The organism is Desulfurispirillum indicum S5, from assembly GCF_000177635.2.
Classification (GTDB): domain Bacteria; phylum Chrysiogenota; class Chrysiogenetes; order Chrysiogenales; family Chrysiogenaceae; genus Desulfurispirillum; species Desulfurispirillum indicum.
Genome location: NC_014836.1, coordinates 181,509 through 206,095, shown reverse-complemented (window position 1 = coordinate 206,095; position 24,587 = coordinate 181,509). Strand labels below are relative to the sequence as shown.

Sequence of the window (24,587 nt, the reverse complement as noted above, 5' to 3'; positions counted from 1 at the left end):
CAGCAGCAAAAGTTACACTCTGTAAAAATGCTGCATAGCTCTTTTGGAGCGTACACCGGGGGAAATGCCAATGAAAGCAGTCATCATGGCCGGCGGTTTTGGTACCAGGATTCAACCATTGACCAACAGTCTTCCCAAACCCATGATCCCTGTGGCGGGAAGGCCCATGATGGAGCACATTGTCAGAAAGCTCCGCGACAGCGGCATTACCGATATCGTCATCCTCCTCTTCTATATGCCCGAAATCGTCCAGAACCATTTCGGCGATGGCAGCGAGCTCGAGGTGCGTATCACCTATGTCCTTCCCAACGATGACTATGGCACTGCCGGCGCGGTCAAGTGCGCCGAGGCTCATATTGACGAAAGCTTTCTCATCATCAGCGGCGACCTGGTAACCGACTTTGACCTCAACACCATCATCCGCGCCCATCAGCAGTCGCGGGAGATGGTGACCATCACCCTGACTTCCGTTCCCAACCCGCTGCAGTTCGGCGTGGTGGTGACCGATAAAAACCACCGCATCGTCAAATTTCTGGAAAAACCGGGCTGGGGCGAGGTCTTTTCCGATACCATCAACACCGGCATCTATGTTCTGGAAAAGGAAATCTTTCAACACATTCCCGAGAAAACCAACTTTGACTTCAGCAAGGATCTCTTCCCCCTGCTGATGAAGCGCCAGATACCCATTCATGGATTCAACGCCCACGGCTACTGGCGCGACGTGGGCAACCCCGATTCCTACCGGGAGTGCATGGATGAATTTTTCAGCGGCGCCTTCAGCCTGGATGTGGGTATAGAATGCCAGGTCACACCCAGCGCCACCATCCGCGCCCATCCCTCAACCAGCTACCAGAGCACCCTCCTGGAAGGTATCAACATCATCGGTGCCAACACGATCATTGAACCGTACGCCAAACTCACCAACTGCATTATCGGCGACAACTGCCACATCAAAAGTGGTTGCGAGCTGGAAAACTGTATCATCTGGAACAGTTGCACTGTGGGCGAGGAATCTGTTCTGCACCATACGGTCATGTGCAATAACGTGCACATCGCCGAGAAGGTGCATATACCCCACGGAGCCATCATTGCCGAAAACGTCACCATCGAAAAACAGGTTGAAATCGAAAAGGACATCACCATCTGGCCGGATAAACACATTGAGGAGGCAGCCATAGTGTCCAGCAATGTCATTTGGGGCGACAAGTTCAAAGCCACTATTTTCGAAAGCGGGGCCATCCGCGGCTTTACCAACATTCAGATATCCGCTGACTTTGCCGCCAAGATCGGCGCGGCCCTGGCATCTTTCCTGCCCCGCAACTCCACCATTATCATGTCGCGGGACTACCACAAGGCTTCGCGCATGATCAAGCGCTCCTTCCTGGGCGGAGTACTCTCGGCAGGGGTCAATGTCATCGACATGCGCCTCAATCCAGCCCCTGTCAACCGCTTCAAGCTTGAAAACAATGAACTGCTGGCCGGTGGAGTTCACTTTCAGCAGTGCAGCGACAATATCGACGAAACCATCATGACCTTCTTCGACGCGGGCGGCAATGTCATCGACTCGGCGGCGGAAAAGGCCATTGAGCGCCTGTTCTTCCGGGAGAAATTCCGCAAGGCCGCCCACGATGAAGTGGGAGACATCTACGACGACTCGGGACTGCCGAAAAACTATCTGGACACCTTCCTGGCCACCATCAACCGCAAGGCTATTTCCGCCGCCCGTTTCAAGATCGTTCTGGATCTGAGCTTCGGCGCCACCATCAATGTCTTCCCCGAGATTCTCAGCAAGCTCGGCTGCGAAATGATCGTCCTCAACGCCTACGAAAATCCCGACGGGCTCTCCCGCTCTGCCACCCAGCTGCAGGATGCCGTCAACGATGTGCGCTCCATCGTGCAGTCCACATCGGCTGACCTTGGGTTCATTCTCTTCCCCGATGGAGAGCACTTCCTGATGGTGGGCGACAAGGGCAATGTGCGGGCGGATCACCAGCTGATCCTCTTTACCCTCCAGCTCCTCCACGACTACGCCCGCCTCAAGCAGAGCATTCAGAAGGTCTATATTCCGGTCTCCGCCCCCAGTGTTCTGGATGAGGCCATTTCCCCACATGTCAAGATTACCCGTGGCAAGTTTGTCGGGCTGCAGGGCTCTGCCCTGGGCGATACGGATCTGATTGCCTACCACAATGGCCTGATCGCGTTCCGCGAGTTTTCCAGTGCCTTCGACGGCATGTACTCCATCGCCAAGATCCTGGAACTGCTGGCCACGGTCGGCAAGCCGGCTTCCGAGATATTCAGCGCCATCCCGGCCTATGCCTTCCTCAGCAGCAGCATCTCCTGCCCCAGCGAATTCAAGGGCACCGTGATGCGCAAGATGAGTGAAGACGCCATCACCAGAGAGGCAAGCTTTGTGGATGGCATCAAGATCCTTATGGAAAACAGCAGCATCCACATGATTCCCGACCAGCACCAGCCCGCAGTGCACCTGTACTGCGAGCACCGCGACGAGGAGTCTGCCAGGCAGCTGCTGGAAGAGTACAAGGGCAAAATCCGCCAGTGGATCAACGAGGCCTGAGCGCGGTTTTCCGGAACGGTAAACCTCTCCTTGAAATCCCTGGCTGAAGTCCCCATAATTAATATGTTGCGCGCCTGCTCAGCGCAAGCGACACACCAAGACACTACCGGCTGAGCATGAGGCTCAGCAGCTTCCGCGGAAGCTTCGACCATATACAGGAGGGAACCGCATGGCGAAACCGGATCAAAGCGATATCGACAGCCTGCTCGCTGAGTTTGAAGCAGCGGGAGCAGGCTCAGACAACAGCAGTAACCAAAGCGATGATATAGATGTAGACGCTTTGCTGCAGGAGGTTGACGCCGCTGAGCAGCAGCCCCCGGCACAGGCTCCCAAAGCTGCGGCCAAAGCGACACCAAAACCCGCCAAGGTCGCCCCTGCGACGAAACAGGCTGCCCCTGCCCCGAAAGCGGCTGCCCCCAGCAAAGAGCCGGAGCCCGACCTGCCCCTTCCGGACGAGCACGCCGAAATTCTGCAGTCGGTCTGCCACCTGGAAGACGCTCCCTCCAAGAAAAAATCCGACGGCGGTGTCCTGCTGCCTGAACCGGACCACCGCATCATCGACAGTCTGGATGAAATCACCACCGAGACCGAAATCAAGACCAATGAGGTCATGGACAAACTGGACGCGGCCATCGAAAAGGTCAACACCATGGTCACCGACATCGATCGTTTCTCCAAGCTGCTGGATCGCCATGAACGCGTGGTCGAGATGCTCAGCCACAAGCACCCAGACAATCCGGTGGTAAAGTTTTTACGGGATTTTTCCGAAACACTAGATCAGATAGAACAGATTAAAAAAACGGCCCAGGAGTGCCAGGATGACATCTATGTCGCCATGGATCTGCTTCAGTTCCAGGATATTTCGCGACAGAAGATTGAAAAGGTCATCGCCGTCATTCGCGCACTGAATGGATACCTCAATACCTGGTTCGGTACTTCCCGCCCTGACTCTTCCCGCGCCTCGGTCGCCAAGACCTTTGGCAAGGAGGATGTCCAGGCAACCACCGACGAAGATATTGAAGCACTCATCGGGGAGTTTCAGGAGAAAAACTGATATGTTCAAATACGCAAGGGAATCCCAAAGGCTTCTGGGTGTCGACCACACCCATACCGTTGCCCAGATCAAGGCAGCCTTCCGTGCCTGCGTAAAGAAATATCATCCGGATGTTCTGGGCAACACTCCCGGCAGCGTCCGCTATTTCCAGCATATCAACCGCGTCTACAGCGAACTGCTGCAGTACAAGAGCACCCACCCCGATGCCGCTCCCAATCAGGTGCCCCAGGCAAACAGAGCCTCCGCTCGTCCGGCGCCGGCCCACCGTGACTTCAACCGCCAACACAGGGCGGCCCAGACACGGCCCGCAGCCCGCGCGCCCCGTAAGGAAAGCCGCCCACCATCCCAGGAGCAACTGCTGCTGAAAAAAATGCAGAAGATGCAGAAAGGCGCATTCACGGTCGATCCCCTGGTGGCCGAGATGGGTATCGAAGCCCTGATCATGCGCTGTGAATTCAGTGACAATTATTACGTAAAACGCGAGGCCATCAAAGCGCTCATCTTCAAGGGCACTCCTGAGGCAGTCAAAGGCATACTCTACCTGCAGAAAAGCTCCGACAACGACGCCAGAGAAATTATCGACGAGCTGCTCTTCCAGTCCGATGACCGCTTCAAGCGCATGATGGAGAACGACGGCGGCGCAAACCCCTTCTTCGCCTGGGTCAGCAAGCTGGTCAACGGCATCGTGCGGGTATTTGACAGCTCCGTGCGCCCCACCACCCATCCGTGAGTACGACTTTTCACCATATTCCCGTCCTGGCGGACGCCGTGCTGAGCAGCCTTGGCCCTGCCCTGAACGCAGAGCAGCCATTACTGGTGGACTGCACCGTCGGCGGCGGCGGCCACAGCTCTCTGATTCTGGAACACTGCCCCAGCGTCCGCATCATCGGTATCGACCAGGACCCCGCCGCGCTGCAGGCCTGCAGTGACAGGCTGGGCGAGCGTTTCACTCCCCTGCGAGGCAACTTCGCCCAGCTGCACCGCCTGCTGAAGCAGGCCAATGTGGCACCATCCTCGGTCAACGGATTTCTCTATGACCTGGGCGTCTCCTCCCACCAGCTGGACACCCCCGAGCGGGGATTCTCCTTCCTCAGCGATGGCCCCCTGGACATGCGCATGGATCCATCGGCGCCCCTGAGCGCGGCCGATGTGGTCAATACCTACAGTGAAGAGGAGCTGGCGCGGATCATTCACGCCTATGGCGAAGAACGGCACAGCCGCAGAGTGGCCCGGGTTATCGCCGCCTGCCGTCGGGAAAAGCCCTTTACCACCACCAAAGAACTGGCCGACCTCATTCATCGTGATATCGCCAAATTCTATCGCAACGAGTCCATCCATCCGGCAACCCGCACCTTCCAGGCCCTGCGCATAGAGGTGAATGGGGAGCTGGACGCCATCACCACCTCACTGGAAAGCGCCCTGACATACCTGCGCCCCGGTGGCATACTGGCCGTCATCTCCTTCCACTCCCTGGAAGATCGCATTATCAAGCAATTTTTCCGTCAACACGCAAGCACGTGTATCTGCCCACCGGAAGTCTGGCAGTGCCGTTGCCAGCACCAGCCGCTCCTGGAAATTCTCACTAGAAAACCCCTGATCGCCGATGAAGCCGAAAAGCAGCTCAATCCCCGCTCCCGCAGCGCCAAACTGCGTGTCGCCCGCAGAACTTCCGCCTGAAAGCCGCTACGGCAGGTGCCGCCGCAGGAAGGCCTCGACTCCCTGTCGATAGGTCTGCGCATCCCGTAAAAATCCATCATTATGCCCTCCCCGCAAGACCACAAAGGCCTCGGGGCCGCTGATGGCAGAGAGTTCCTCGCCATGGCTGAAGGGCACGACCTCATCATCACGGCTGTGCACCACCAGCAAGGGGCTGACCAGCTGCGCGGCAGCGTCGCGAGTATCAAAGTGAAAGCGACTGAGCCGGCGCGCGGGCAGAAAAGGATAGAGCTGGGCCGCCAGGTCGGGCAGGGAGGTGAAGGTGGACTCCAGCACCACGGCAACAGGCGCTCCCCCCTGCCGCTGGGCCTGGAGCGCTCCACAGGCGGCAATGGAACCACCCAGGGAGCGCCCCCAGAAGACAATACGCTCCGCATCCACTTCCGGTTGGGCCAGCGCTGCCTGCCAGGCCGCAACGGCATCAAGCTGCAGGCCCTTTTCATCGGGCGTGCCCTCGCTGAGCCCATAACCGCGATAGTCAAAAATCAGCACTGACAGGCCAAGATCGTGGAAAACCCTGATGGTCTGCAGGCGATGGGATATGTTCCCGGCGTTGCCGTGAAAGAAAATCACCGTGGCCCGGGCCTGCGGTACCGGCACAAACCAGCCGTGCAGCCGGGTATCATCGGCGGCCTGAAAACGCACATCACGATAGTCCAGGCCAATATCCCCCGGAGTCGCCTCCAGACGAGAGCTGGGGAAGAAGAGCAGGCGCGCCTGCAGCAGATACATGCCCAGCACCAGCAACCCATAGAAAATTCCAGCCAGTAACATCAGCATCACAAGTGTCCGCAGCATAGGTTCTCCTTGAAAAACTTGGGGCAATCACCTCTGGGGTATGGGATTTTCGCTGGAATTTCAGTACAGTAAGCCAGATTTTTCTCTCAATTCCGATATCCAGCAGGTGAACCCTATGCGTATCCGCATCTCCCCAACTATAGAGCTGGCCAATGACAAGCCCTTTGTGCTCTTTGGCGGCATCAACGTCCTGGAAGACCTGGACTCAAGCCTTCACGCCTGCGAAGCCTATGTCAAAGCCACCGACGCCCTTGGGATACCTTACGTTTTTAAGGCGTCCTTTGACAAGGCCAACCGCTCCTCCATTCACTCCTATCGGGGTGTCGGACTGGAGGAGGGTTTGCGTATTTTTGAAACAGTTAAAGAGCGCTTCGGCGTCGCGGTCATCACCGATATCCACGAGGTGGAGCAGGTGAAGCCGGCCGCCGAGGTCATTGACGTGCTGCAGCTGCCGGCATTTCTCGCCCGCCAGACAGACCTGGTCGTCGCCATTGCCCGCGCTGGCAAGCCCATCAATGTCAAGAAGCCCCAGTTTCTGAGCCCCACCCAGATGGGGAATATTGTCAGCAAGTGCCGCGAAGCGGGCAACGATCAGGTTATCCTCTGTGAGCGCGGCACCTGTTTTGGTTACGATAATCTGGTGGTGGACATGCTGGGCTTCCGCCAGATGCGCCAGGCTACCGGTAACTGCCCGGTGATCTTCGATGTCACCCACAGCCTGCAGTGCCGCGATCCGCTGGGAACCGCCTCAGGAGGGCGTCGCGCCCAGGCCCTGGAGCTGGCCCGTTCCGGCATGGCCATTGGCCTGGCCGGGCTCTTTCTGGAGGCGCACCGCGACCCCGATCAGGCTCGCTGCGACGGCCCCAGCGCCCTGCCCCTCCATATGCTTCATCCCTTTCTGGAGCAGGTGAAGGCGGTGGATGACCTGGTCAAGAGCCTGCCCGTCCTTGATATTCACTGACGACCAGCCAAGGAGAGACATATGAGCACGCCGCAACCGACCATACGGGTGGTGATTCCCGCCCGCTACGCTTCCATGCGGCTTCCCGCCAAGCCCCTGGTGGATCTGGCAGGGCTGCCCATGATTGTGCGGGTATTTCAGAGAGTTCAACTGGGGCTGCCCGGAGAAGATATTCTCGTCGCCACCGATGACGAACGCATTGTCCAGGTGCTGGCCAGACATGACATTCCCCATGTCCTCACCGCTGCCGACCACCAGAGCGGAACCGACCGCGCCGCCGAGGTGGCCAGGCTCAGTGGCTGGTCAGACGATGATATCATCCTCAATGTGCAGGGCGATGAACCCCTGGTTCCCTGCGAGCTGCTGAGGGCCTTCGCCGATTTCTGCCAGCAGCAGACCGCGCTGCAGATGGGAACCATTGTGGTGCCCGTCACTGAATATCAGCATATCCATGATCCCAATGTGGTCAAGGTGGTGCTGAACCAGCAGCAAGACGCACTGCTCTTCTCCCGCGCTCCGATCCCCCACTGCCGGGACATTTCCCCCGAGCAGTGGCCACTGGAAGCCTTCGCCCGCCATATTGGTATCTACGCCTACCGCAACCGGGTGCTGCAGCGGCTGGCCACCACACCACCATGCGCCCTGGAGCTCCGGGAGAAACTGGAGCAGCTGCGCGCGCTGTGGCTGGGTATACCCATCCGGGTCATGGCATGGCACGAGTCGCCACCCCATGGCGTCGACACGCCCGCCGATGTGCAGCGGGTAATCCGCATACTTCAACAGCAAAAGGATACACCATGAACCACGAGCACTTTCTCCAGAGCGCCCGCCAGGTGATCACCACCGAAGCCACCGAAGTGGCCAGGCTGGTGGAGCACCTGGATATGGACTTTGCCCGCAGTGTCGAAGCCATCCTGCAGTCCCGTGGCCGGGTTATCGTCTGCGGCATGGGAAAATCAGGTATCATCGGCAAGAAGATCGCCGCCACCATGGCCAGCACCGGCACGCCGAGTTTTTTCATGCACCCCGGCGAAGCCTACCACGGCGACCTCGGCATGGTGACGCCTGACGACGTCTTCATTGCCATCTCCCATTCCGGTGAGACCGACGAGGTGGTCAAGCTCATTCCCTTTCTGCAGGACAATGGCAACTATCTGATCGCGCTGACGGGAAATCCCGCATCCACCCTGGCACGCGCCGCTCACAGCCACCTCAACACCGGCGTCACCAGGGAGGCCTGCCCGCTCCAGCTGGCTCCCACCTCATCCACAACGGCGACACTGGTACTGGGAGACGCCCTGGCAGTGACCCTCATGGAGGCCCGAAACTTTCAGCCCGAGAACTTTGCCCGTTTCCATCCCGGCGGCTCCCTGGGGCGCAAGCTGCTAACACGGGTGGAGCAGGTCATGAAGCAGGACAACCTGCCCTTTGTCGACAGCCAGACCGGCATGAAGGATATCATTCACACCATGAGCGAAGGACGCTGCGGACTGGCCATTGTGGTCAACGCCCAGAACTTCCTGGTAGGCATCATCACCGATGGTGACCTGCGGCGTGCCATGGATAAACGCCAGGAGGATTTCTTCCGTCTGAGCGCCCAGGATATCATGACCAGGGAACCCAAAACCGTGGCACCACAAACCCGCCTGGTCGACGCCGAAGCCCTGATGATCAGCAGGAAAATCAACTCCCTGCTGGTCGCCCAGGATCTGCGGGTCAGTGGTATCATCCAGCTCTACGACCTCTGAAAGCCCCGAATACAATACGCGCAGCCCCTTGCCTAACGGCAAGGGGCTGCGAAGAACAACATGTCAAAAACTCAGGAAAACGTGAAGTAGGCCACGGCTTCCTGCAGATCCTCCACTGACAGGATCAGGCGGCCACCCTCAACCCTATGGTTCAGGGGAACGGGGTGGCACCCTCCTTGTTTCATGCCGATCTGGCTGAAGGGGAAGCGAAGCCCGCAGTGGGCACAGACCATGGATTCACCATCCTGAACGTACCCCAGGTTCTCCTGCCAGCACACTTCACAGGCATCCAGCGCAACCCGCACCACCCCATCAGCACCCATCAGGATAAAGTAGCGCACTTCTTGCGCTTCCGACCGGAAAAGAAAATAGCGAGCTTTGCCATCTGAAAAATCAGCCAGTTCATGACTCACCTCGCCACCTATCGCCTGCACCACCTGAGCCCTGGCAATATGACGCGGTGTCCTATCGCCAGAAAAAAAATAGAGCCCGGCAAAAACCGCAGAAATACACAGCGCAACCACCCAGCCTGCGGGCAGGCGCCCCTGATTTTCCTGAAACCCGGGTGATCCTTTTTCCGGGAGCCTCTTCTCTGGCATTGACTTCTCCTGCATATATCAATCATCAAAACATACTGCTGCCACGCCGGAAAGGATACGCCAACACACCGGTTTTCGCTATCCCCTCTTTCCGTCAGCAACCCTCCGGAGGCTTCTGACGTATTGCTCCTTGCACTTTAGCGCCATTTCCCGTACTTTGACATGGTGCATCTGCTGGCGATGCGAGGAGGAGTCCTCAACGGTGTGTGTGTTGTTCCGCCTGCAGATGACCTTCATTACCAGGAGATATTATGTTGCGTTCTTTTTTTTTCTGTCTGATGGCCCTTGCGCTGGCCAGCATCGGTACAACCGCTGTCGCTGCCAGCCTCTGTGACCCCCCAAAAGCTCCCCAGACCCGCACGGCAAAGACACTCGCCCGTAACCTGATACCCTACCTTCCCGACCAGAGCTGTATTGAGATCAACCGCGAAGAGGCACTCTTTTCCGGCTTTAATTACTTTGACCTGACGGTACGCTGGAAAGACCAGCAGGGAGAGCGCTCCCAACAGGTCATCGAAATTTCCGATGGTCGCTACGTTCTGGGGCAGGCCCTTGACCTGACTGACCGCTCCGATGTCATCGCTGAGGCCAAAGCCCGCTTTGCCCCGGCTCTGGAAATCCCCCTGAGCGCGGAAGACCTGGCGGCAGGGAACCCCAACGCCAGTACAGTCGTCGTGGCATTCGGCGACTACGACTGCGGTTACTGCGCCCAGGCCTACGAGTTCCTGCACGGCAAGGCAGGCAACACTGTCGCCTTCTACACCAAAGATTTTGTCCTCTTCCCCAACTCACTGGTTCAGGCCAAGGTGGTTCTGGCCGCCAAACGCGCTGGGGTTCAGGATATCCACGCCGTGAAAAGCGGCATGTACAGCAAGAGCATGGCCCGCATGACTCCTCAGCAGGCAACCCAGGCTGCCCTCGAAGCGGTTCCGGCAGCCGAGAGGGAGAAGGTCAAAGCCTATCTGGACCAGCATGACGGCCAGATCAGCGCGACGATTCAGGAGTCCACCCATTTCGCCCGCGCCCAGGGCTGGAGCGGAACCCCCGTGGTGGTCATCAACGGCCGCGTGGTTCCCGGTGGCTTCAATCAGGATGTGATCAGCGAGATGCTCAAGTAAAAAACCATTCAACAGAAAAAGCGCAGATGCCAGGAGCATCTGCGCTTTTTTTATGGGAAAAGGAATTACAGCAGGGTGTCAAAATCGGGCGTAAAGTACGTCTGATCACGCTTCGGGCCAGTGGAGACGAGAACAGCCTTGCAGCCGACCAGCTCCTCAATGCGGCGCAGGTACGCCACGGCATTCGGTGGCAGATCCTGTTCCCCTTTGGCGCCAACGGTGGATGTCTTCCAGCCAGGCATCTCTTCGAAAACCGGCTCGATTCTGCGCAGTTTGCTGAGGCTGGCGGGGAATTCCTGAACCACTTCGCCATCAATCTTGTAGCCGGTGCAGATCTTGATGGTATCAAAGGCATCGAGCACATCAAGCTTGGTGACAGCCAGGCCGGTCAGGCCATTGGTGCGCACCGCATAGCGGCCAACAACCGAGTCAAACCAGCCGCAGCGACGGGGCCGTCCGGTAGTGGCGCCATATTCATGTCCGATTTCACGCAGTTTTTCGCCATCGGCATCCAGCAGCTCCGTGGGGAACGGCCCTTCGCCCACACGGGTGGTATAGGCTTTCATGACGCCCACCACATGGTTGATGGCCTGGGGGCCCACACCAGTTCCCGTCAGGCTGCCACCACTGCAGCAGGAAGATGAGGTGACATAGGGATAGGTGCCGCTGTCCACATCCAGCAGCGTGCCCTGGGCCCCTTCGAAGAGAATTTTCTCCCCCCGGGCCATGGCGTTGGCGAGGTAGAGGGAGGTATCGGCGATATAGGGCTTCAGGCGTTGACCATACTCTTCGTACTCAGCGAAAACCTGGGCAAATTTGAGGTCGGGGTGGTGGTAGAGTTTTTCGAGAATATAGTTGTAGTTCTGCAGGTTGTCAGCCAGGCGCTCGGCAAAGAGCTCTGTTTCCAGAAGATCCACAAAGCGGATGCCGATGCGGGCCATCTTGTCGGAATAGGCGGGGCCGATACCGCGCCCGGTGGTGCCGATCTTCTTTTCGCCGCGGTGACTCTCGTTGGATTTGTCGATGACACGATGGTAGGGCATGATCAGGTTGGCGCGCTCGGAGATGAGCAGGCGACCGGCCACTTTGATACCTTTTTTCTCAAGCTTTTCAATTTCATCCAGCAGGGCCTTGGGATCAACCACTACACCCTGGCCGATCACGCACATCTTTCCTTCGTGCAGGATGCCACTGGGAATCAGGTGCAGGATAGTTTCATCGTCACCGACCTTGACGGTATGCCCGGCATTGTGTCCACCCTGGTAACGAACGACCACATCAGCCTTCTCCGAAAGCAGGTCGACTATTTTCCCTTTTCCCTCATCGCCCCACTGGGCGCCTAAAATAACGAGATTTGCCATGAAAAGTCCTCTTTCTGGCAGCCTGGTCGATGCTCGTCAGGCTGCGGCAAGTATTTCAACTATCGGTTACGGTAACTTGATGATGTTTCTGGCACGCTGCTGGTGTTGAGCGGCGCTGGAGGCCGTTATCCAGAAGGCACTGTGTCCCTGGCGGCGCAGACGTTCCACTTCCTGCTGGGCCTGTTCCAGGGTATCGCTCTCACTGTATACCACATAATCCACAAGGATTTCATGCTGATTTCGCAGACCCGCTTCGCACAGGTGATTGATGTTGACGGCGAATCCCACGGCAGGTGTGGGATGGGTATACTTGCCAACCAGGTTGTCGTAACGTCCGCCGCCAGCCACCTTCATGCCGCACTCTTCGTCATAGAGTTCAAAGCTGCACCCGGTGTAGTAGTTCAGGTAGGAGAGCTCGGAAAGATCCAGAGTGATGCGACAGCCAATATGCTCCAGTTTCTGCAGCAGGGCCCCCAGCTCATCGAGAGCCCGGTGGGAAGTCTCGTTACAGACAAGGCTGCGGGCGCGGTCGATCAGGCTGGTATCACCAATCAGGCCGGGCAGCTTCAGCAGCACTTCGCGGTTGTGGTAGGTGGTTCCGGACTGTTCCAACAGCTCCTTCAGCGCGGAGAGATCCTTTTTGTGCAGGGCGCTGACAATGGCCTTCTCCATGGCAGGCTCCACCTCCAGCGCCGCAAGGATGCCACCGATAAAACGGCTGTGGGTGAGCACCAGATTCAGGCCATGGCTGCTGACCTGACCAATGGCGTGCACGCACAGCGCAATGGCTTCAAAATCCGCTTCAAGGGATGAACAGCCCAGGAATTCCCCCCCCGCCTGAACCACCTGGGCCTGGTTGCCCTCGTGCTTGTTGATGGAGCGAAATACCGAGCCGCTGTAGCACAGGCGCACGCAGTCGCCAAGCTTGGTGGTGGCCGTGGAGTAGGCCCGCGCTATGGAGGGGGTAAAGTCGGGGCGCAGCAGCAGGACGCGCCCGGTAATGCTGTCGATGATGCGATAGGTGCTGGGCAGGGTGTTTTCATCCAGGGCGCGGGCGATAACGTCCTCGTACTCCAGGCTGGGGGTCAGAATCGGCTGATAGCCCCAGGACTGGAAGATATCCACCATGTCCTTCTCCAGGGAGAAGATGGTCCGTGCCTGCGGGCCTATGGAGGCGCGAAAGCCTTTGGGGATATCCTTCGGTTCCATGGTGCCGGGTGTATTCATGTAAACTCCAGTTGAAAGCAGTCGATGATATTGTCAAGACGGGTGATTTCCTGCAGGGTTGCCGCGTCCACAGCGGTGTCAATATTGACCATGGCAATGGCTTCGTCGTCACCCCGGAATCCCAGGCGCATATTGGCAACGTTGATATTCTTCTCTCCCAGCAGGCGGCCGAGGCTGCCGATCACACCGGGACGGTCGTAGTTGCGGAAAAAGAGCATGGTGCCCTGGGGCACGGCTTCGATCTTGTACTCATTCACCTCGACGATGCGCGGGAACTTGTCGGCCAGCAGGGTTCCCTTGAGGGAGTAGTTGTCCGTTGCCACCTCAACCTCATTGACGAAAGCTGAGCCCTGATCGGCCTTGCCAAGGCTGATGCTGATACCCTGGTCATCCAGCAGGAAGCGGGCATTGATATCACTGGCCTCCTGGCGCCGGGCCAACAGAAACTCTCTGGCCACGCGGTTTTCCAGGGCACCGGTATCACTATAGGCCAGCTTGCCATTGACCTGCAGGCAAAGCCTGGTGGTTGCGGGGTCAAGCTGCGAAACCATGGATGCCAGCTTTCCCGCCAGCTCAATATACCCCTGGATGTTCACTTCGGTATTTTCGTCGACAACGGGCAGATTGATTGAGCCGGAGATGTATCCGTTGTCCAGGAAACCGATAACCTTATCGACGATATCAGTGCAGACGCCTTCCTGGGCTTTCATGGTGGCAGCACCTATATGGGGTGTGGTGTACACCCTGGGATGCTGAACCACCGCCGTCTCGCGACGGGTCGGCTCTTCCTCGAACACGTCAAGGCCTGCACCGAAAAGATGACCGCTGTCCAGGGCCGCAATCAGGTCCTTTTCCACCACCACCTGCCCGTGGCCCACATTGACCAGCAAAGAACCCGCACGCATACGGGCAAACAGGGCCGCATTGAACATGCCTGCGGTTTCCGGAGTCCGCGGGCAGCAGACGATCACAGCAGTGCTGCGGGTCAGCAATTCATCCAGGCTTACCAGATCAGCAACAGGCGATTCGGTCTGCTGATAGCGCACATAGGGGTCGTACGCCAGGACTTCCATACCGATGGCCTTGGTGATGGCAGCCACCTTGCGACCGATATTTCCGTAGCCGATGATACCCACCGTCTGGCCGGAAAGTTCCAACCCGTTGAGGGCACCGCGATCCCACTTGCCACCGGCCATATCGGCAGTGGCTTCCTTGAGCTTGCGGGCCGCGCCGATCAGCAGGGCGATAGCCAGCTCAGCGGTGGATGTGCTGGAGATAAAGGGCGTGTGCAGTACCACAATGCCTCTTTTGCTGGCAGCTTCCACGTCGATATTATAGGAGCCTGAGCCGGCCCTTCCGAGAACCCGCAGGCGCGGACTGTTTTCAATAATCGTGCGGTCAATGACCGTATGGCTTCTGACTATGATGGCATCGGCGTCGGCGCTGTGCTCAATGATGGTCTGGCGATCGGGACTCTCCAGCAGCACCACCTGGTCATACTTTTCCTGCAGTTTGCGGGTCGCCTTGGCTTCCAGCCGGTCGCATACAACTATTTTCATAGGGAATACCTTTCCGCGAGAATTTCCTGGGCAGCGCCCACGCCACTGCCGGGTGTAAAGGCGTGTCCAAAGGCCTTCAGGGCCATTTCCATGGCGCTGATGCTGATAATCACATCAAACGTATCCACATACCCCATGTGGTTGATACGAACAATTTTTCCTTCCAGGTCATCCTGGCCACCGGCAAAGGTCACGCCCATGGTATCGCGGGCAAAGCGCACAAAGGCCTTGCCGTCGATGGCAGCCGGCAGATAGGCACCGGTACAGGAGGCTGCCGGTGCACCGGGAGCCAGCAGCTCCAGTCCCAGAGCCTGCAAACCAGCGCGGGTGGCGCGGGCCAGGCAGTCAATGCGCCGGAAGAGGTTCTCCAGGCCTTCGGAGCGGATCATCGTAAGCACCTCATGGAGCCCGGTAATCAGAGACGTGGCCGGCGTATAGGCCGTGGTGTGCTTGGCCAGGGATTTGCGCTCCTTGCGCATATCAAAATAAAATCTGGGCAGATCGGTAGTATCCATTTTCTGCCAGGCCTTTTCGCTCACGCCCACACAAGCCAGGCCCGGAGGAAGCATCAACGCTTTCTGAGAGCCGACAACCAGCACGTCAATATGATCACGATCCATGGCCAGATCAGCGGCACCCACCGCCGTGATGCCATCCACCACCAGCAGGGTCCGGGGGTATTCCTTCACGATGGCCCCAAGGGCGGCAACGGGATGCTGAACCGTCGCCGAGGTGTCGCACCCCTGCACGAAGACGGCTCCCACGTTCTGGTTTTCCCGCAGCGCCTGGGCAACTTCATCGGGGTTGACCGGCGTTCCCCAGGGCGAGTTGAGCCAGATGACCTCCACGCCATAGGCCTGGCAGATTTTCCCCCAGCGCTCACCAAATTTCCCGGCGTTGACCACGATCGCCTTTTCCGCAGAATGCATGATATTGACAACAGCAGCTTCCATGGCACCGGAACCACTGCTGGCAAGCATGAGTACATCGTTACGGGTCTGCAGCAGGTACTTCAGACCTTCTTCCACTTCAGCAAAGAGACGGGAAAACTGCGGAGTGCGATGGTGAACCGCCGGAGCGGCCATGCGCAGGGCAACCTGCTCGGGAACGGGTGTGGGGCCAGGGGCCAGGAGATACGATTTTTGCATGGAGATCCTCTTTACGCTTCATCATATTGGAAAAGGCTGGTGACGATTCCGGCTTGGCAACCAGTCTGCCGGGCAGATATTCTCACACAAAGACCACAAAGAACAGCGTCAGCCGGAAAAAACTCCCCGGAAAAATACCCAAACGACATGGGCAGCAGGGGTCGGGCCATGCCTGACTCCTGCTGCCTTCATACCCTTCAAATACCGCCTGTCAGGGTTCCAGGAACGTGCGCAGAATCTTGCTTCTGGTCGGGTGGCGCAGCTTGCGCAGGGCTTTGGCTTCAATCTGCCGGATACGCTCACGGGTGACATTGAATTTCTTGCCCACTTCCTCCAGGGTATGATCGCTGTCGGTGTCAATGCCAAAGCGCAGCTTCAGCACCTCGGCTTCACGGGCGCTGAGGGTGTGGAGTACCGAGCGCACCTGCTCCTTCAGGTTGAAGCTGATGACCGCTTCCGCCGGAGATACGGTGTTCTTGTCCTCGATAAAGTCCCCCAGGGAGGAGTCCTCCTCCTCACCAATGGGCGTTTCCAGACTGATGGGTTCTTTGGCAATTTTCAGCACTTTGCGCACTTTTTCCACAGGCAGATCCATCTTGTCGGCAATCTCCTCGGGGGTCGGTTCGCGACCCAGCTCCTGCACCAGGTTCCGGCTGGTGCGCACCAGCTTGTTGATGGTCTCGATCATGTGCACCGGAATGCGGATGGTACGGGCCTGATCGGCAATGGCGCGGGTAATGGCCTGGCGGATCCACCAGGTGGCGTAGGTGGAGAACTTGTAGCCACGACGGTACTCAAATTTGTCCACGGCCTTCATCAGGCCGATATTTCCCTCCTGGATCAGATCCAGGAACTGCAGGCCACGGTTGGTATACTTCTTGGCAATGGAAACCACCAGGCGCAGGTTGGCTTCGATCAGCTGCATCTTGGCGGCTTTGGACTCCTCTTCACCCTCGCGCACCTGCTGCACAATGCTCATCAGCTCATTGGCATCGACACCGGTGGATTCCTCAATTTCCCGGAGCGAGGCAATGCTCTCGGACGCCTTGCCCAGGAGGCGCTCAAAGTCTTCCGCCCGCAAAGAGGTCTTGGCGCGAGCCGACTCCACGTGCTCGGCGCTGGATTCCTCGCCGCACAGATACTGCAGGTCGTCCCGGGAGAGTCCGGTGACCTTGATGATCTTGGCCAGTTCCGAGCCGGCACGCCGACTTTCCAGGTACTGTTCCTTGATCATGTTGCTGATGCGCGAGATGGTTTCGTTGGTCAGGCGAATTTCCGAAATAACCGCCGTCATGGACTCCAGCGTCTTGCGATATTTATCCTTTTTACCCTTGGCCTTGTACTCCCGCAGGCTCAGAAGCTGCTGCCCGATATCGCAGATGGAGTTGATGACAAAGTCGCGCATCTCCGTGGCATTCTCTGCGCGAACATGGGCACTGGAAGGGTCTTCCGCATCCTCTTCCGCGGACTCCTCGTCCTCGTCATAGGAGGTGGAGTTGCCAATGATGCCCATGCTGCCCACCTCATCATCGAGCATGATGATATCCTTGAGCCCGATTTCACCAGCCTCAAGCTTTTCGGCCAGCTCCTGCAGCGACTCTACGGCCTTGGGAATGGCAATAAGCGAGCTGATGATCTTCTCGTAGCCCGCCTCGATTTTCTTGGCAATGTCCACTTCGCCCTCGCGGGTGAGCAGTGGAACCGAGCCCATTTCCTTGAGATACAGACGCACGGGATCATCGGTGCGAAACGAGGTATCAGGAGTCAGGTCGAGGGTACTCTCCTCGCTCTCCTCCTCGTCACTCTCCTCTTCATCGTCGTTCTCTATGTCATCGCCATCCAGAACGGCAGGCTGATCTTTGAGGAAAACGGCAAATTCATCAGAACTTTCGCCCTTGCCTTTGCTGAGTTTATTGGTCGCAACCAGGCGTATGCCGATGCGTCCAAGATTTTCGATGATGGAGTCGATCAAGTCAGGATCCGTGGTCTCCTTGGGCAGGAAGTCATTCAGCTCGTCATAGGTGATAAAGCCACGTTCCTTACTTTTCTCCATCAACTGGGTGAAAAGTTTCTGATCTTCAGCAGTAGATTTCATTGAGTATTTTCCTCCCGGAAGAACTTGGTGCGGGTCATGAAGTGAGCTCCCTCTGAATTTCCAGCAGCTCCTGCAGCATTCTGCGCCGTTCATCCTCGGACAGAGGGGCCCCCGATTCAGATGGGGAAGGTGCGAACAGCTGTTGCTTCAGGTTTTCATGGCGGTGATGCATGTAGAGGGACTCTATTTTTTCTATAATATCGGGCGTCATGCCCAGGATATCTTCCTTGCCAATATCAAGGCTCAGAATATGAGCCATGGGGGCAGCCAGAGGACTGTCCATCAGGCGCTCGATGATCTGCTCCAGGGGGAGCCGCTCAAGATGCCAGGATGTGGCCTGATCTTTAATCGTACTGTATGGCGCAGACAGTATATCACTACCCAGTGCACTGGATATCTCCTCGAACATCTCTTCCGAAGAGAACATTACTTTAAGAAGGTATGGTGCTGCATCATTTTTATCAACGGGCTTTTTGACTTTCCGGAGACTTTCCCGCAAAAAACTTCCGGAAGCTTCGCTGCCAAGGGGTTGCCCTGTCGACAGATTTCCGCCACTGCGGGGAGGACGCATGCGCGAACGGCCCGACGGCGACTGCCCTGACCCGAAAGGATCTATCTGGGTGCGCTCCCTGAGGTAATTGGCATAAGCCTGGCGCCGGATACTGTCGGGTATGCGGTTGATAAACTCCCGCAGCTCCCGCACCGCCTGGGAAAGCTGGGTCACATCGCCGGAGCTGCTTTCAAGGAGACGATCGATACGAAACTCTCCCACATCCCGCGCCTGGCTCAGCAGCTCCTCAAACTGTTCCACCCGGTGGCGCTGAAAGTAGGTATCAGGATCATGACCATCGGGCAGAAAAACTACCCGCAGGGCCAGATCGCTCTGGGTCAACAGTTCAGAAGTCCGCAAAGCAGCCCGCAAACCGGCCTCGTCTCCGTCAAAAACCACATAGACATCCGTCTGCTGCCCCAGCAGGCGGGCATGGTAGGTGGAAAGACTGGTTCCCATGACCGCCACCGTCTCCGTCAATCCCTGCTGGTGGGCGCGGATGACGTCAAAGTATCCCTCCACCACGATGGCGCGCCGCTTTTTGCGGATGGACGCCTTGGCGATATGGTAGGCATACAGCAATTTTTTCTTCTCAAAGAGGCCCGATTCCGGCGAATTCATATACTTGGCCGGGCTCTTGCCCGACAGGTCCCGCCCGGCAAAACCCACCACGCCACCGGCAGCATCCCAGATGGGAAACATCACCCGCTGGCGAAAGCGATCGTAGAGCCGCTTGTCTTCGCCACTGGCAATCAACCCCAGCTCCAACAGATCGTCGTGATTTTCCTCAAACAGCTCCAGCAGCGAGTACTCCCGGCCATCGGCGTAGCCAAGGCCGAACTCGTCAATCAGCTGTCCGGGAATCAGGCGCGACTCCAGGTACTGCCTCGCCCGTGCATTCTTGCCCAGCTGGTTGCGAAAGCTCAGCAGCACACGGCGATTCAGGGTCAAAAGATTTTCGCGCCGACTGTCCTCGCGAGGCTCCGTGCCCGACTCGTACTCCAGCGCCACTCCAGTTTTCTGGGAAAGCAGCTCCATGGCCTCCACAAAGGTCATCCCCAGCTTTTCCATCAGGAATTTGCTGGCATTGCCCCCGGCGCCACAGCCGAAGCAGTAGTAGAGCCCCTTGTCCGGGGTAACGTGAAATGATGGGGTTTTCTCCGAATGGAAAGGACAGAGGCCGATGTGGCTGCCGCCCGCCTTGCGCAGGTGCACATGCCCACCGACAATCTCGACAATATCCACCGCGTTGAGTACTCGTTCAATACTGTCCTGGCGGATTTTGCGCATGAGGCTCCCCGTGATTTTCCGAAGTCGAGCTAAGCATTATAGGCCCGCGAAAATTCTTTTCAAGGGGAGATTTTCCGTGGCAGAGGAGCCCTCCGGATCAGCCGGATGCCACACCATCCACACTCAGGAAATGCGTTGCAGAACCTTCACCAGAACGCCGAATCCGGCGTTGCGGGGAACGTGAAAGAGGTGCGGAATTTCAGCAGCATCCTGCAGCGAACTTTCCGTGTAGAGGATAACAGGAGTTGCCGGAGAATTCTCCCCTTGCAGGGCACGGATAAATTCCGGCAGCGCGGGCTCACCTACATCCTGACCGGCAATCACCGTACTGGGAGGCTGAACATGGAAAGCCTTCAGGGCAACACCGGCAGAGGCGACAGCCGCCACGCGGGCACCGCGCTTGCTGAGCATGCGGGAAATCAGGGTACGGGTTGTCTCGTCAGCATCCACATAGAGAATGGACTGTCCATCAAGGGGGTTCTGTTCAGAAATGGTCATGATTGCCTCTTTGCTTCCAGGGTAAATCGTGAAAAGTCATCATCATAAGCGTCGCTGGCCTGGCTTCCTGCCAGAACGGCGGCAATCTGCCGGGCCATACTGCGATCCGTAGGCAGGTGGCTGTGCCACCAGTGTATGAGAAACTCCAGCAGCTGGCGGGTGTCATCGACGCAGAAGTCATCGCCATGGGAGAGGGCCACCATGTAGGCGCGATGAGTAAAGCGCTCATGCTCGCGCAGGTGAAGCAGAACATGGCGCACATCCAGCCCGTGACAGCGCATCAACCGCTCCTCACAGGCAAAGTGCTCCCCTATGTACCTCAGCAGCGCTTCCCGCGCCATCAAAAAAACCTGCACGTCATCGCCAGTGCCCGGTGACACAAGCAGATCGTGCAGATTCCCCATAAGGCTCAACAGCTCCCGATGCTGGTCGTCCACAATGGGGATGCCCGTACGCACATCCCCGAACTGTGGAAGCTCAATACTCATGGCTATGCCTTTCATGAACCAGACAGTGCAGGCTGATTGCCGCGCAGCCCATATTCAGCAGGCTGCGCGCAACCAGGAGACTTGTCTCGCCGTTAATTTGCTCCGCTTGCGTCCAGGCTGAGACACCGAACCGAATCAGTAACCGCAGTTGTTGCACCACTGCAGTTGGCGTTAGCTGCTTCCCGCGCTCCGAAGGTATAAATAGTGGTCTCACCTACGGTAATAGTACTTACAGCCGCCGTTCCACCCAAGTTGTTTGCTAGCTCAGTTACCGTAGGATAGGTACCTACGGCTCCGCCACCATCATTTGAGGCAAGTAGCATATTAACAGCACTACGCGCAGCATTTAAATTGGCCGTATCCGCAGCCCCTTGTGCCTCCTCACTCAGATCCACAAACTGGGGCACCGCGATGGCCGCCAGAATACCCAGGATAACGATAACCATGATAAGTTCGATGAGGGTGAAGCCCTTCTGACGTTTTTTACGATTCACGGGTACGGCAACCGATGGCGTTTCGGAAATCTTCTGCATAACTTTTCTCTCCCTTACCAGGCAATCTTGATGAGAGACAGCCAACGCTGCCTCCATTCAAGTCATAGCACATACTTTCACCCACCAGCAAGACACAATTTCAGGTTTATGCAAATTCAATGGAGCTATTTGATACATTTTGCCGAAAAATCGGACACCACCTCTACCTTTCAGCATGGTCACACCACCATCGCCCACGCAGACACTTCATCGGGAAGAGGCTGTACAAGCCTGCGTTTTTTTGGCATTGTGGGAGACAGAGAAGAAACTGAAACATCGGAATATGCAGGCCAAGGAAACACCATGTCAGCTTCACCATACCGTGAATTCCACCTTATTGAAGAGCTCCTGCAGCAACTCCCGCACCATCGCCGCCAGGGCGGCATCCTGAAGACAGGAGCCGGTGACGACGCCGCCGCCCTGCACACCCTGCACAGCCCCGTCGTCACCACCGACACCCAGCGCGAGGGCGTACACTTCCAACGCGCCTGGCTGACCGGACGCCAGCTGGGACAAAAAGCCGCCATGGTGTGCCTCAGCGACCTGGCCGCCTCCTACGCCACACCCCAGGCCCTCTTCATTAACCTGTGCCTGCCGGAAAACACCGATCAGCCCTACCTGCTGGACCTCTACCGCGGATTTGGTGACGCCCTGGAAACATACGGCGGTGTACTGGCAGGGGGCAACATCAGCAGCAGCCGTGAAAACGACCTGGCCATCGACCTCTTCGCCATCGGCGAAGGCTACGCCCCCATGCCCCTGCGCAGCAACGCCCGACCCGGCGAACTGCTGTGCAGCAGCGGGTACCTGGGCCTTGCCCGCGCCGGACTCCACGCCCTCATGCACGGGCACCACGCCCCCGCCTCCCTGCTGGAAGCCTTCCGCGCCCCCCGCGCCCGCTTTGATGCCGCCCCCATACTGCACACAGCCGAAGTGACAACCCTCATGGACATCAGCGACGGCCTGCAGGGCGACAGCGAGAAAATCGCCAGCGCTTCAGGCGTCAGCATTGAACTGCACATTGCCCAGGAACACCTCCACCCCGACCTGCGGGAATACGCCACGCAGCACCACCTCGACCCCATCGCCATGATCGCCGGTGGTGGTGAAGACTACGAACTGCTCTTCACCTGCAGCGAGCAGCAGCTGAAAAGCATCCGCACCAAACTCCCCACCGTGCAAGTGGTGGGCCGGATTCTTCCCCGTGGCGCACAGCCGGTTACCGGAGCGGCTGGAGCATCCTTTGTGCATGGAGTGGATTGGAAGCCATGAGAGGGGCAGCCTACTGAAAGTCATAAATGTAAATCGAGATTGACACTTTTGCGCCAATGTTGTAATGTTCGATTCACAAAATACAGGCGGAAACGCACAATGGAAATATCACTCTTCTTTCAGGAGCAGCAAAAGCTCCTCAGGCATGTGTCACCCCGGATAAAGCGCTCCCTCTTTGCCCATATCGACTGGAGCCAGCGTCTCATCGGCATTATAGGCCAGCGTGGCGTCGGTAAAACCACACTGATGCTGCAAGCTCTGAAAGAGCAGTACGGCACAAGTGACCACGCCCTCTACATCAGTGTCGATAACCCGTTTTTCAAGGCCATTTCCCTCTATGAGTTTGCTATCCACTTTGAACAGCTGGGCGGAAAAACGCTTTACATTGATGAGGTTCACAAATACTCCGACTGGTCATCCCACCTGAAGTCAATTTACGATTCCACCCAGCTCAATATTGTCTTTTCCGGCTCATCCATGCTGCAGATTCACGCACAGGAAGCCGATCTTTCCCGCAGGGCAATTATTCATCGTCTTGCCAATCTTTCGTTTCGCGAGTACCTCAGCCTTATCGGGGCAGGTACCTTTCCCGCAATATCCCTGGGCGAACTCTTTGCACAGCACACCAGCATGGCAGGAGAAGTCGCTGCCCACATAAAACCCCTCAAGCACTTCAACGACTACCTGGCGCACGGCTGCTACCCCTTTATCTGTGAAGGGCCAGACACCTACCAAAGCAAACTGGTCAGCATCATCAATCAGATACTCGAAAGCGACCTGCCTTACGTCACTCAGATTCCGGTGACACAAATCGATAAACTCAAAAAGCTCCTCTATCTGCTGGCCGAATCAGCCCCCTTCGAACCCAATATTTCCAAACTCGCGGCCATGACAGAAATTTCGAGAGCCACCATGGGCGACTACCTGCGCTACCTTGAGCAAGCCTCGCTGCTTCAGCGTGTTCCCAGTGCCACCAAAGGCACTGGGAGAATCAGAAAGCCAGAGAAAATATACCTCTATAATACCAACCTTGCCTGCGCCATCAACAAAACCCCGCACATCGGAACCAGCCGGGAAACCTTTTTTGTAAACCAGATCAAAAGCAGTTTTTACAACACAACGTCGCTGCTGGACACCTCCATCGCTCTGAGCGCGAACGGCGACTTCCGTATTGATAACCAGTTCACCATTGAAGTCGGCGGGAAAAACAAAGGGTACGGGCAGATAAAAGACATTGCCGATTCCTACCTGGCTGTTGACGATATGGAAACGGGATTCAAGAATACAATCCCGCTGTGGCTCTTCGGGTTTCTGTACTGACATCCACAGGAAGCGACTCGCAAAAGCACCTGGTTCAACAGTAGTGACAACCGTAAAGGCTAAAAGAGAAGGCAACGCCGCAAATTGGGGTTTTTCAGCATCCTGCAAAAAGGGAATCGATGAAACACATTGACGTCACCTGCGCCATAATCGAAAAAGATACCCACATCCTTATTGCCCAGCGCAGCGAGTCCATGTCCATGCCCCTCAAGTGGGAATTTCCCGGCGGCAAAATTCAGGCCGGTGAGCCCGCCAGCGACAGCATTATCCGTGAAATACGCGAAGAGCTGTGCCTGGATATCCGGATACTTGCCCCACTGCCACCCTCCACCCACCAGTACCCCAACCTTCAAGTCACCCTGCACCCTTTTGTTTGCACTCCCACAAGCAATACCATTACACTGACCGAGCACGCCGACCACCAGTGGCTGAGCGTGGATGAGGTATTGACATACGATCTGGCTGAAGCGGATATTCCCGTTTTACAGAGCTACCGCGTGTACAAACAGCAGGAGAAGGGAAAACACCAAATCAAGGCACTCATATATACCACTTGATTTACATCACATTTTGAGGTGATTTATGGCTATGGTTAGGAATCTGGAGAAAGTTGAGTGACAAATAAACTCGATCAATGCCTTACGTAAACGGTTATTATACTTCAATAAACATTAAAA

22 protein-coding genes are annotated in these 24,587 nt (G+C 57.1%); 11 read left to right on the top strand and 11 right to left on the bottom strand.

What is annotated here, in order from left to right:
- Nucleotides 1-70 precede the first annotated feature (70 nt).
- The 4 genes from SELIN_RS00960 to rsmH all read left to right on the top strand — a co-directional run bounded on the left by SELIN_RS00960 (nt 71) and on the right by rsmH (nt 5,306).
- A complete protein-coding gene (locus tag SELIN_RS00960; protein ID WP_013504833.1) occupies nt 71-2,575 on the top strand; it encodes a sugar phosphate nucleotidyltransferase in 2,505 nt (834 codons plus the stop codon).
- A gap of 169 nt (nt 2,576-2,744) precedes the next feature.
- Nucleotides 2,745-3,629, top strand: coding sequence for a hypothetical protein (locus SELIN_RS15185; RefSeq protein WP_013504832.1), 885 nt, complete (start codon nt 2,745-2,747; stop codon nt 3,627-3,629).
- A 1-nt stretch (nt 3,630) separates the two neighbouring features.
- The gene (locus SELIN_RS00950; RefSeq protein WP_013504831.1) at nt 3,631-4,359 is read left to right on the top strand and encodes a J domain-containing protein; all 729 of its coding nucleotides are present in this window, start codon (nt 3,631-3,633) and stop codon (nt 4,357-4,359) included.
- Nucleotides 4,356-5,306 (top strand): 16S rRNA (cytosine(1402)-N(4))-methyltransferase RsmH, encoded by a 951-nt coding sequence (gene rsmH / locus SELIN_RS00945; RefSeq protein WP_013504830.1) that lies wholly within the window; start codon nt 4,356-4,358, stop codon nt 5,304-5,306. The genes SELIN_RS00950 and rsmH overlap by 4 nt, the downstream gene beginning before the upstream one ends.
- Nucleotides 5,307-5,312: 6 nt before the next feature.
- On the opposite strand, the gene SELIN_RS00940 is transcribed toward rsmH, so the two are convergent.
- Nucleotides 5,313-6,143 carry an alpha/beta hydrolase gene (locus SELIN_RS00940; protein ID WP_013504829.1) on the bottom strand — a complete coding sequence of 277 codons (831 nt, stop codon included), beginning with the start codon at nt 6,141-6,143 and terminating at the stop codon, nt 5,313-5,315.
- A 115-nt stretch (nt 6,144-6,258) separates the two neighbouring features.
- Here SELIN_RS00940 and kdsA point away from each other — a divergent pair, with 115 nt between their 5' ends.
- Genes kdsA through SELIN_RS00925 form a run of 3 tightly spaced genes read left to right on the top strand, consistent with a single transcriptional unit; the run spans nt 6,259 to nt 8,852 of the window.
- On the top strand, nt 6,259-7,104 hold the full coding sequence (gene kdsA, locus SELIN_RS00935; protein WP_013504828.1) for a 3-deoxy-8-phosphooctulonate synthase: 846 nt from the start codon (nt 6,259-6,261) through the stop codon (nt 7,102-7,104).
- Between the two features lie 21 nt (nt 7,105-7,125).
- Nucleotides 7,126-7,905, top strand: coding sequence for a 3-deoxy-manno-octulosonate cytidylyltransferase (gene kdsB, locus SELIN_RS00930; protein WP_013504827.1), 780 nt, complete (start codon nt 7,126-7,128; stop codon nt 7,903-7,905).
- A complete protein-coding gene (locus tag SELIN_RS00925) occupies nt 7,902-8,852 on the top strand; it encodes a KpsF/GutQ family sugar-phosphate isomerase (protein WP_013504826.1) in 951 nt (316 codons plus the stop codon). The genes kdsB and SELIN_RS00925 overlap by 4 nt, the downstream gene beginning before the upstream one ends.
- Nucleotides 8,853-8,923: 71 nt before the next feature.
- On the opposite strand, the gene SELIN_RS13625 is transcribed toward SELIN_RS00925, so the two are convergent.
- A complete protein-coding gene (locus SELIN_RS13625; protein WP_013504825.1) occupies nt 8,924-9,451 on the bottom strand; it encodes a DUF2318 domain-containing protein in 528 nt (175 codons plus the stop codon).
- Nucleotides 9,452-9,702: 251 nt separating this feature from the next.
- On the opposite strand from SELIN_RS13625, the gene SELIN_RS00915 reads away from it, so the two are divergent.
- Nucleotides 9,703-10,569, top strand: a complete 867-nt coding sequence (locus SELIN_RS00915; protein WP_013504824.1) for a thioredoxin domain-containing protein — start codon at nt 9,703-9,705, stop codon at nt 10,567-10,569.
- A 65-nt stretch (nt 10,570-10,634) separates the two neighbouring features.
- Here SELIN_RS00915 and SELIN_RS00910 read toward each other — a convergent pair whose 3' ends face one another.
- The 9 genes from SELIN_RS00910 to SELIN_RS15395 all read right to left on the bottom strand — a co-directional run bounded on the left by SELIN_RS00910 (nt 10,635) and on the right by SELIN_RS15395 (nt 21,318).
- Nucleotides 10,635-11,930 carry an adenylosuccinate synthase gene (locus tag SELIN_RS00910; protein ID WP_013504823.1) on the bottom strand — a complete coding sequence of 432 codons (1,296 nt, stop codon included), beginning with the start codon at nt 11,928-11,930 and terminating at the stop codon, nt 10,635-10,637.
- Nucleotides 11,931-11,996: 66 nt separating this feature from the next.
- Nucleotides 11,997-13,157 carry an ATP phosphoribosyltransferase regulatory subunit gene (gene hisZ, locus SELIN_RS00905; protein ID WP_013504822.1) on the bottom strand — a complete coding sequence of 387 codons (1,161 nt, stop codon included), beginning with the start codon at nt 13,155-13,157 and terminating at the stop codon, nt 11,997-11,999.
- Nucleotides 13,154-14,716 (bottom strand): NAD(P)-dependent oxidoreductase, encoded by a 1,563-nt coding sequence (locus tag SELIN_RS00900; RefSeq protein ID WP_013504821.1) that lies wholly within the window; start codon nt 14,714-14,716, stop codon nt 13,154-13,156. Before SELIN_RS00900 ends, hisZ begins: the two co-directional genes overlap by 4 nt.
- Nucleotides 14,713-15,864 carry a pyridoxal-phosphate-dependent aminotransferase family protein gene (locus SELIN_RS00895; protein ID WP_013504820.1) on the bottom strand — a complete coding sequence of 384 codons (1,152 nt, stop codon included), beginning with the start codon at nt 15,862-15,864 and terminating at the stop codon, nt 14,713-14,715. The genes SELIN_RS00900 and SELIN_RS00895 overlap by 4 nt, the downstream gene beginning before the upstream one ends.
- Before the next feature lie 211 nt (nt 15,865-16,075).
- Nucleotides 16,076-17,959 carry an RNA polymerase sigma factor RpoD gene (rpoD, locus tag SELIN_RS00890; protein ID WP_013504819.1) on the bottom strand — a complete coding sequence of 628 codons (1,884 nt, stop codon included), beginning with the start codon at nt 17,957-17,959 and terminating at the stop codon, nt 16,076-16,078.
- A gap of 34 nt (nt 17,960-17,993) precedes the next feature.
- Entirely contained in the window at nt 17,994-19,799 is a 1,806-nt protein-coding gene (gene dnaG / locus SELIN_RS13620) for a DNA primase (protein ID WP_013504818.1), read from the bottom strand.
- A 123-nt stretch (nt 19,800-19,922) separates the two neighbouring features.
- Nucleotides 19,923-20,297, bottom strand: a complete 375-nt coding sequence (locus tag SELIN_RS00880; protein ID WP_013504817.1) for a response regulator — start codon at nt 20,295-20,297, stop codon at nt 19,923-19,925.
- Nucleotides 20,294-20,785 carry a bacteriohemerythrin gene (locus SELIN_RS00875; protein WP_013504816.1) on the bottom strand — a complete coding sequence of 164 codons (492 nt, stop codon included), beginning with the start codon at nt 20,783-20,785 and terminating at the stop codon, nt 20,294-20,296. Before SELIN_RS00875 ends, SELIN_RS00880 begins: the two co-directional genes overlap by 4 nt.
- Before the next feature lie 92 nt (nt 20,786-20,877).
- Complete coding sequence (locus SELIN_RS15395; RefSeq protein WP_013504815.1) at nt 20,878-21,318, bottom strand: type II secretion system protein; 441 nt, start codon at nt 21,316-21,318, stop codon at nt 20,878-20,880.
- A 303-nt stretch (nt 21,319-21,621) separates the two neighbouring features.
- On the opposite strand from SELIN_RS15395, the gene thiL reads away from it, so the two are divergent.
- From thiL to SELIN_RS00855, 3 genes are all read left to right on the top strand, one after another.
- Complete coding sequence (gene thiL / locus SELIN_RS13610; RefSeq protein ID WP_013504814.1) at nt 21,622-22,590, top strand: thiamine-phosphate kinase; 969 nt, start codon at nt 21,622-21,624, stop codon at nt 22,588-22,590.
- A 99-nt stretch (nt 22,591-22,689) separates the two neighbouring features.
- Entirely contained in the window at nt 22,690-23,910 is a 1,221-nt protein-coding gene (locus SELIN_RS00860; RefSeq protein WP_013504813.1) for an ATP-binding protein, read from the top strand.
- A gap of 119 nt (nt 23,911-24,029) precedes the next feature.
- Nucleotides 24,030-24,467, top strand: coding sequence for a (deoxy)nucleoside triphosphate pyrophosphohydrolase (locus SELIN_RS00855; protein WP_013504812.1), 438 nt, complete (start codon nt 24,030-24,032; stop codon nt 24,465-24,467).
- Nucleotides 24,468-24,587: the final 120 nt, after the last annotated feature.

Bases quoted from the DNA above. Each gene is read 5' to 3' on its own strand.
- SELIN_RS00880 (WP_013504817.1), bottom strand. From the start codon at position 20,297: ATGACCATTTCTGAACAGAACCCCCTTGATGGACAGTCCATTCTCTAT.
- SELIN_RS15395 (WP_013504815.1), bottom strand. From the start codon at position 21,318: ATGCAGAAGATTTCCGAAACGCCATCGGTTGCCGTACCCGTGAATCGT.
- SELIN_RS00900 (WP_013504821.1), bottom strand. From the start codon at position 14,716: ATGAAAATAGTTGTATGCGACCGGCTGGAAGCCAAGGCGACCCGCAAA.
- SELIN_RS00875 (WP_013504816.1), bottom strand. From the start codon at position 20,785: ATGAGTATTGAGCTTCCACAGTTCGGGGATGTGCGTACGGGCATCCCC.
- SELIN_RS00950 (WP_013504831.1), top strand. From the start codon at position 3,631: ATGTTCAAATACGCAAGGGAATCCCAAAGGCTTCTGGGTGTCGACCAC.
- rpoD (WP_013504819.1), bottom strand. From the start codon at position 17,959: ATGAAATCTACTGCTGAAGATCAGAAACTTTTCACCCAGTTGATGGAG.
- kdsA (WP_013504828.1), top strand. From the start codon at position 6,259: ATGCGTATCCGCATCTCCCCAACTATAGAGCTGGCCAATGACAAGCCC.
- SELIN_RS15185 (WP_013504832.1), top strand. From the start codon at position 2,745: ATGGCGAAACCGGATCAAAGCGATATCGACAGCCTGCTCGCTGAGTTT.
- kdsB (WP_013504827.1), top strand. From the start codon at position 7,126: ATGAGCACGCCGCAACCGACCATACGGGTGGTGATTCCCGCCCGCTAC.
- SELIN_RS00960 (WP_013504833.1), top strand. From the start codon at position 71: ATGAAAGCAGTCATCATGGCCGGCGGTTTTGGTACCAGGATTCAACCA.
- thiL (WP_013504814.1), top strand. From the start codon at position 21,622: ATGTCAGCTTCACCATACCGTGAATTCCACCTTATTGAAGAGCTCCTG.
- SELIN_RS13625 (WP_013504825.1), bottom strand. From the start codon at position 9,451: ATGCCAGAGAAGAGGCTCCCGGAAAAAGGATCACCCGGGTTTCAGGAA.
- SELIN_RS00915 (WP_013504824.1), top strand. From the start codon at position 9,703: ATGTTGCGTTCTTTTTTTTTCTGTCTGATGGCCCTTGCGCTGGCCAGC.
- hisZ (WP_013504822.1), bottom strand. From the start codon at position 13,157: ATGAATACACCCGGCACCATGGAACCGAAGGATATCCCCAAAGGCTTT.
- SELIN_RS00855 (WP_013504812.1), top strand. From the start codon at position 24,030: ATGAAACACATTGACGTCACCTGCGCCATAATCGAAAAAGATACCCAC.
- SELIN_RS00940 (WP_013504829.1), bottom strand. From the start codon at position 6,143: ATGCTGCGGACACTTGTGATGCTGATGTTACTGGCTGGAATTTTCTAT.
- SELIN_RS00910 (WP_013504823.1), bottom strand. From the start codon at position 11,930: ATGGCAAATCTCGTTATTTTAGGCGCCCAGTGGGGCGATGAGGGAAAA.
- SELIN_RS00925 (WP_013504826.1), top strand. From the start codon at position 7,902: ATGAACCACGAGCACTTTCTCCAGAGCGCCCGCCAGGTGATCACCACC.
- dnaG (WP_013504818.1), bottom strand. From the start codon at position 19,799: ATGCGCAAAATCCGCCAGGACAGTATTGAACGAGTACTCAACGCGGTG.
- SELIN_RS00860 (WP_013504813.1), top strand. From the start codon at position 22,690: ATGGAAATATCACTCTTCTTTCAGGAGCAGCAAAAGCTCCTCAGGCAT.
- SELIN_RS00895 (WP_013504820.1), bottom strand. From the start codon at position 15,864: ATGCAAAAATCGTATCTCCTGGCCCCTGGCCCCACACCCGTTCCCGAG.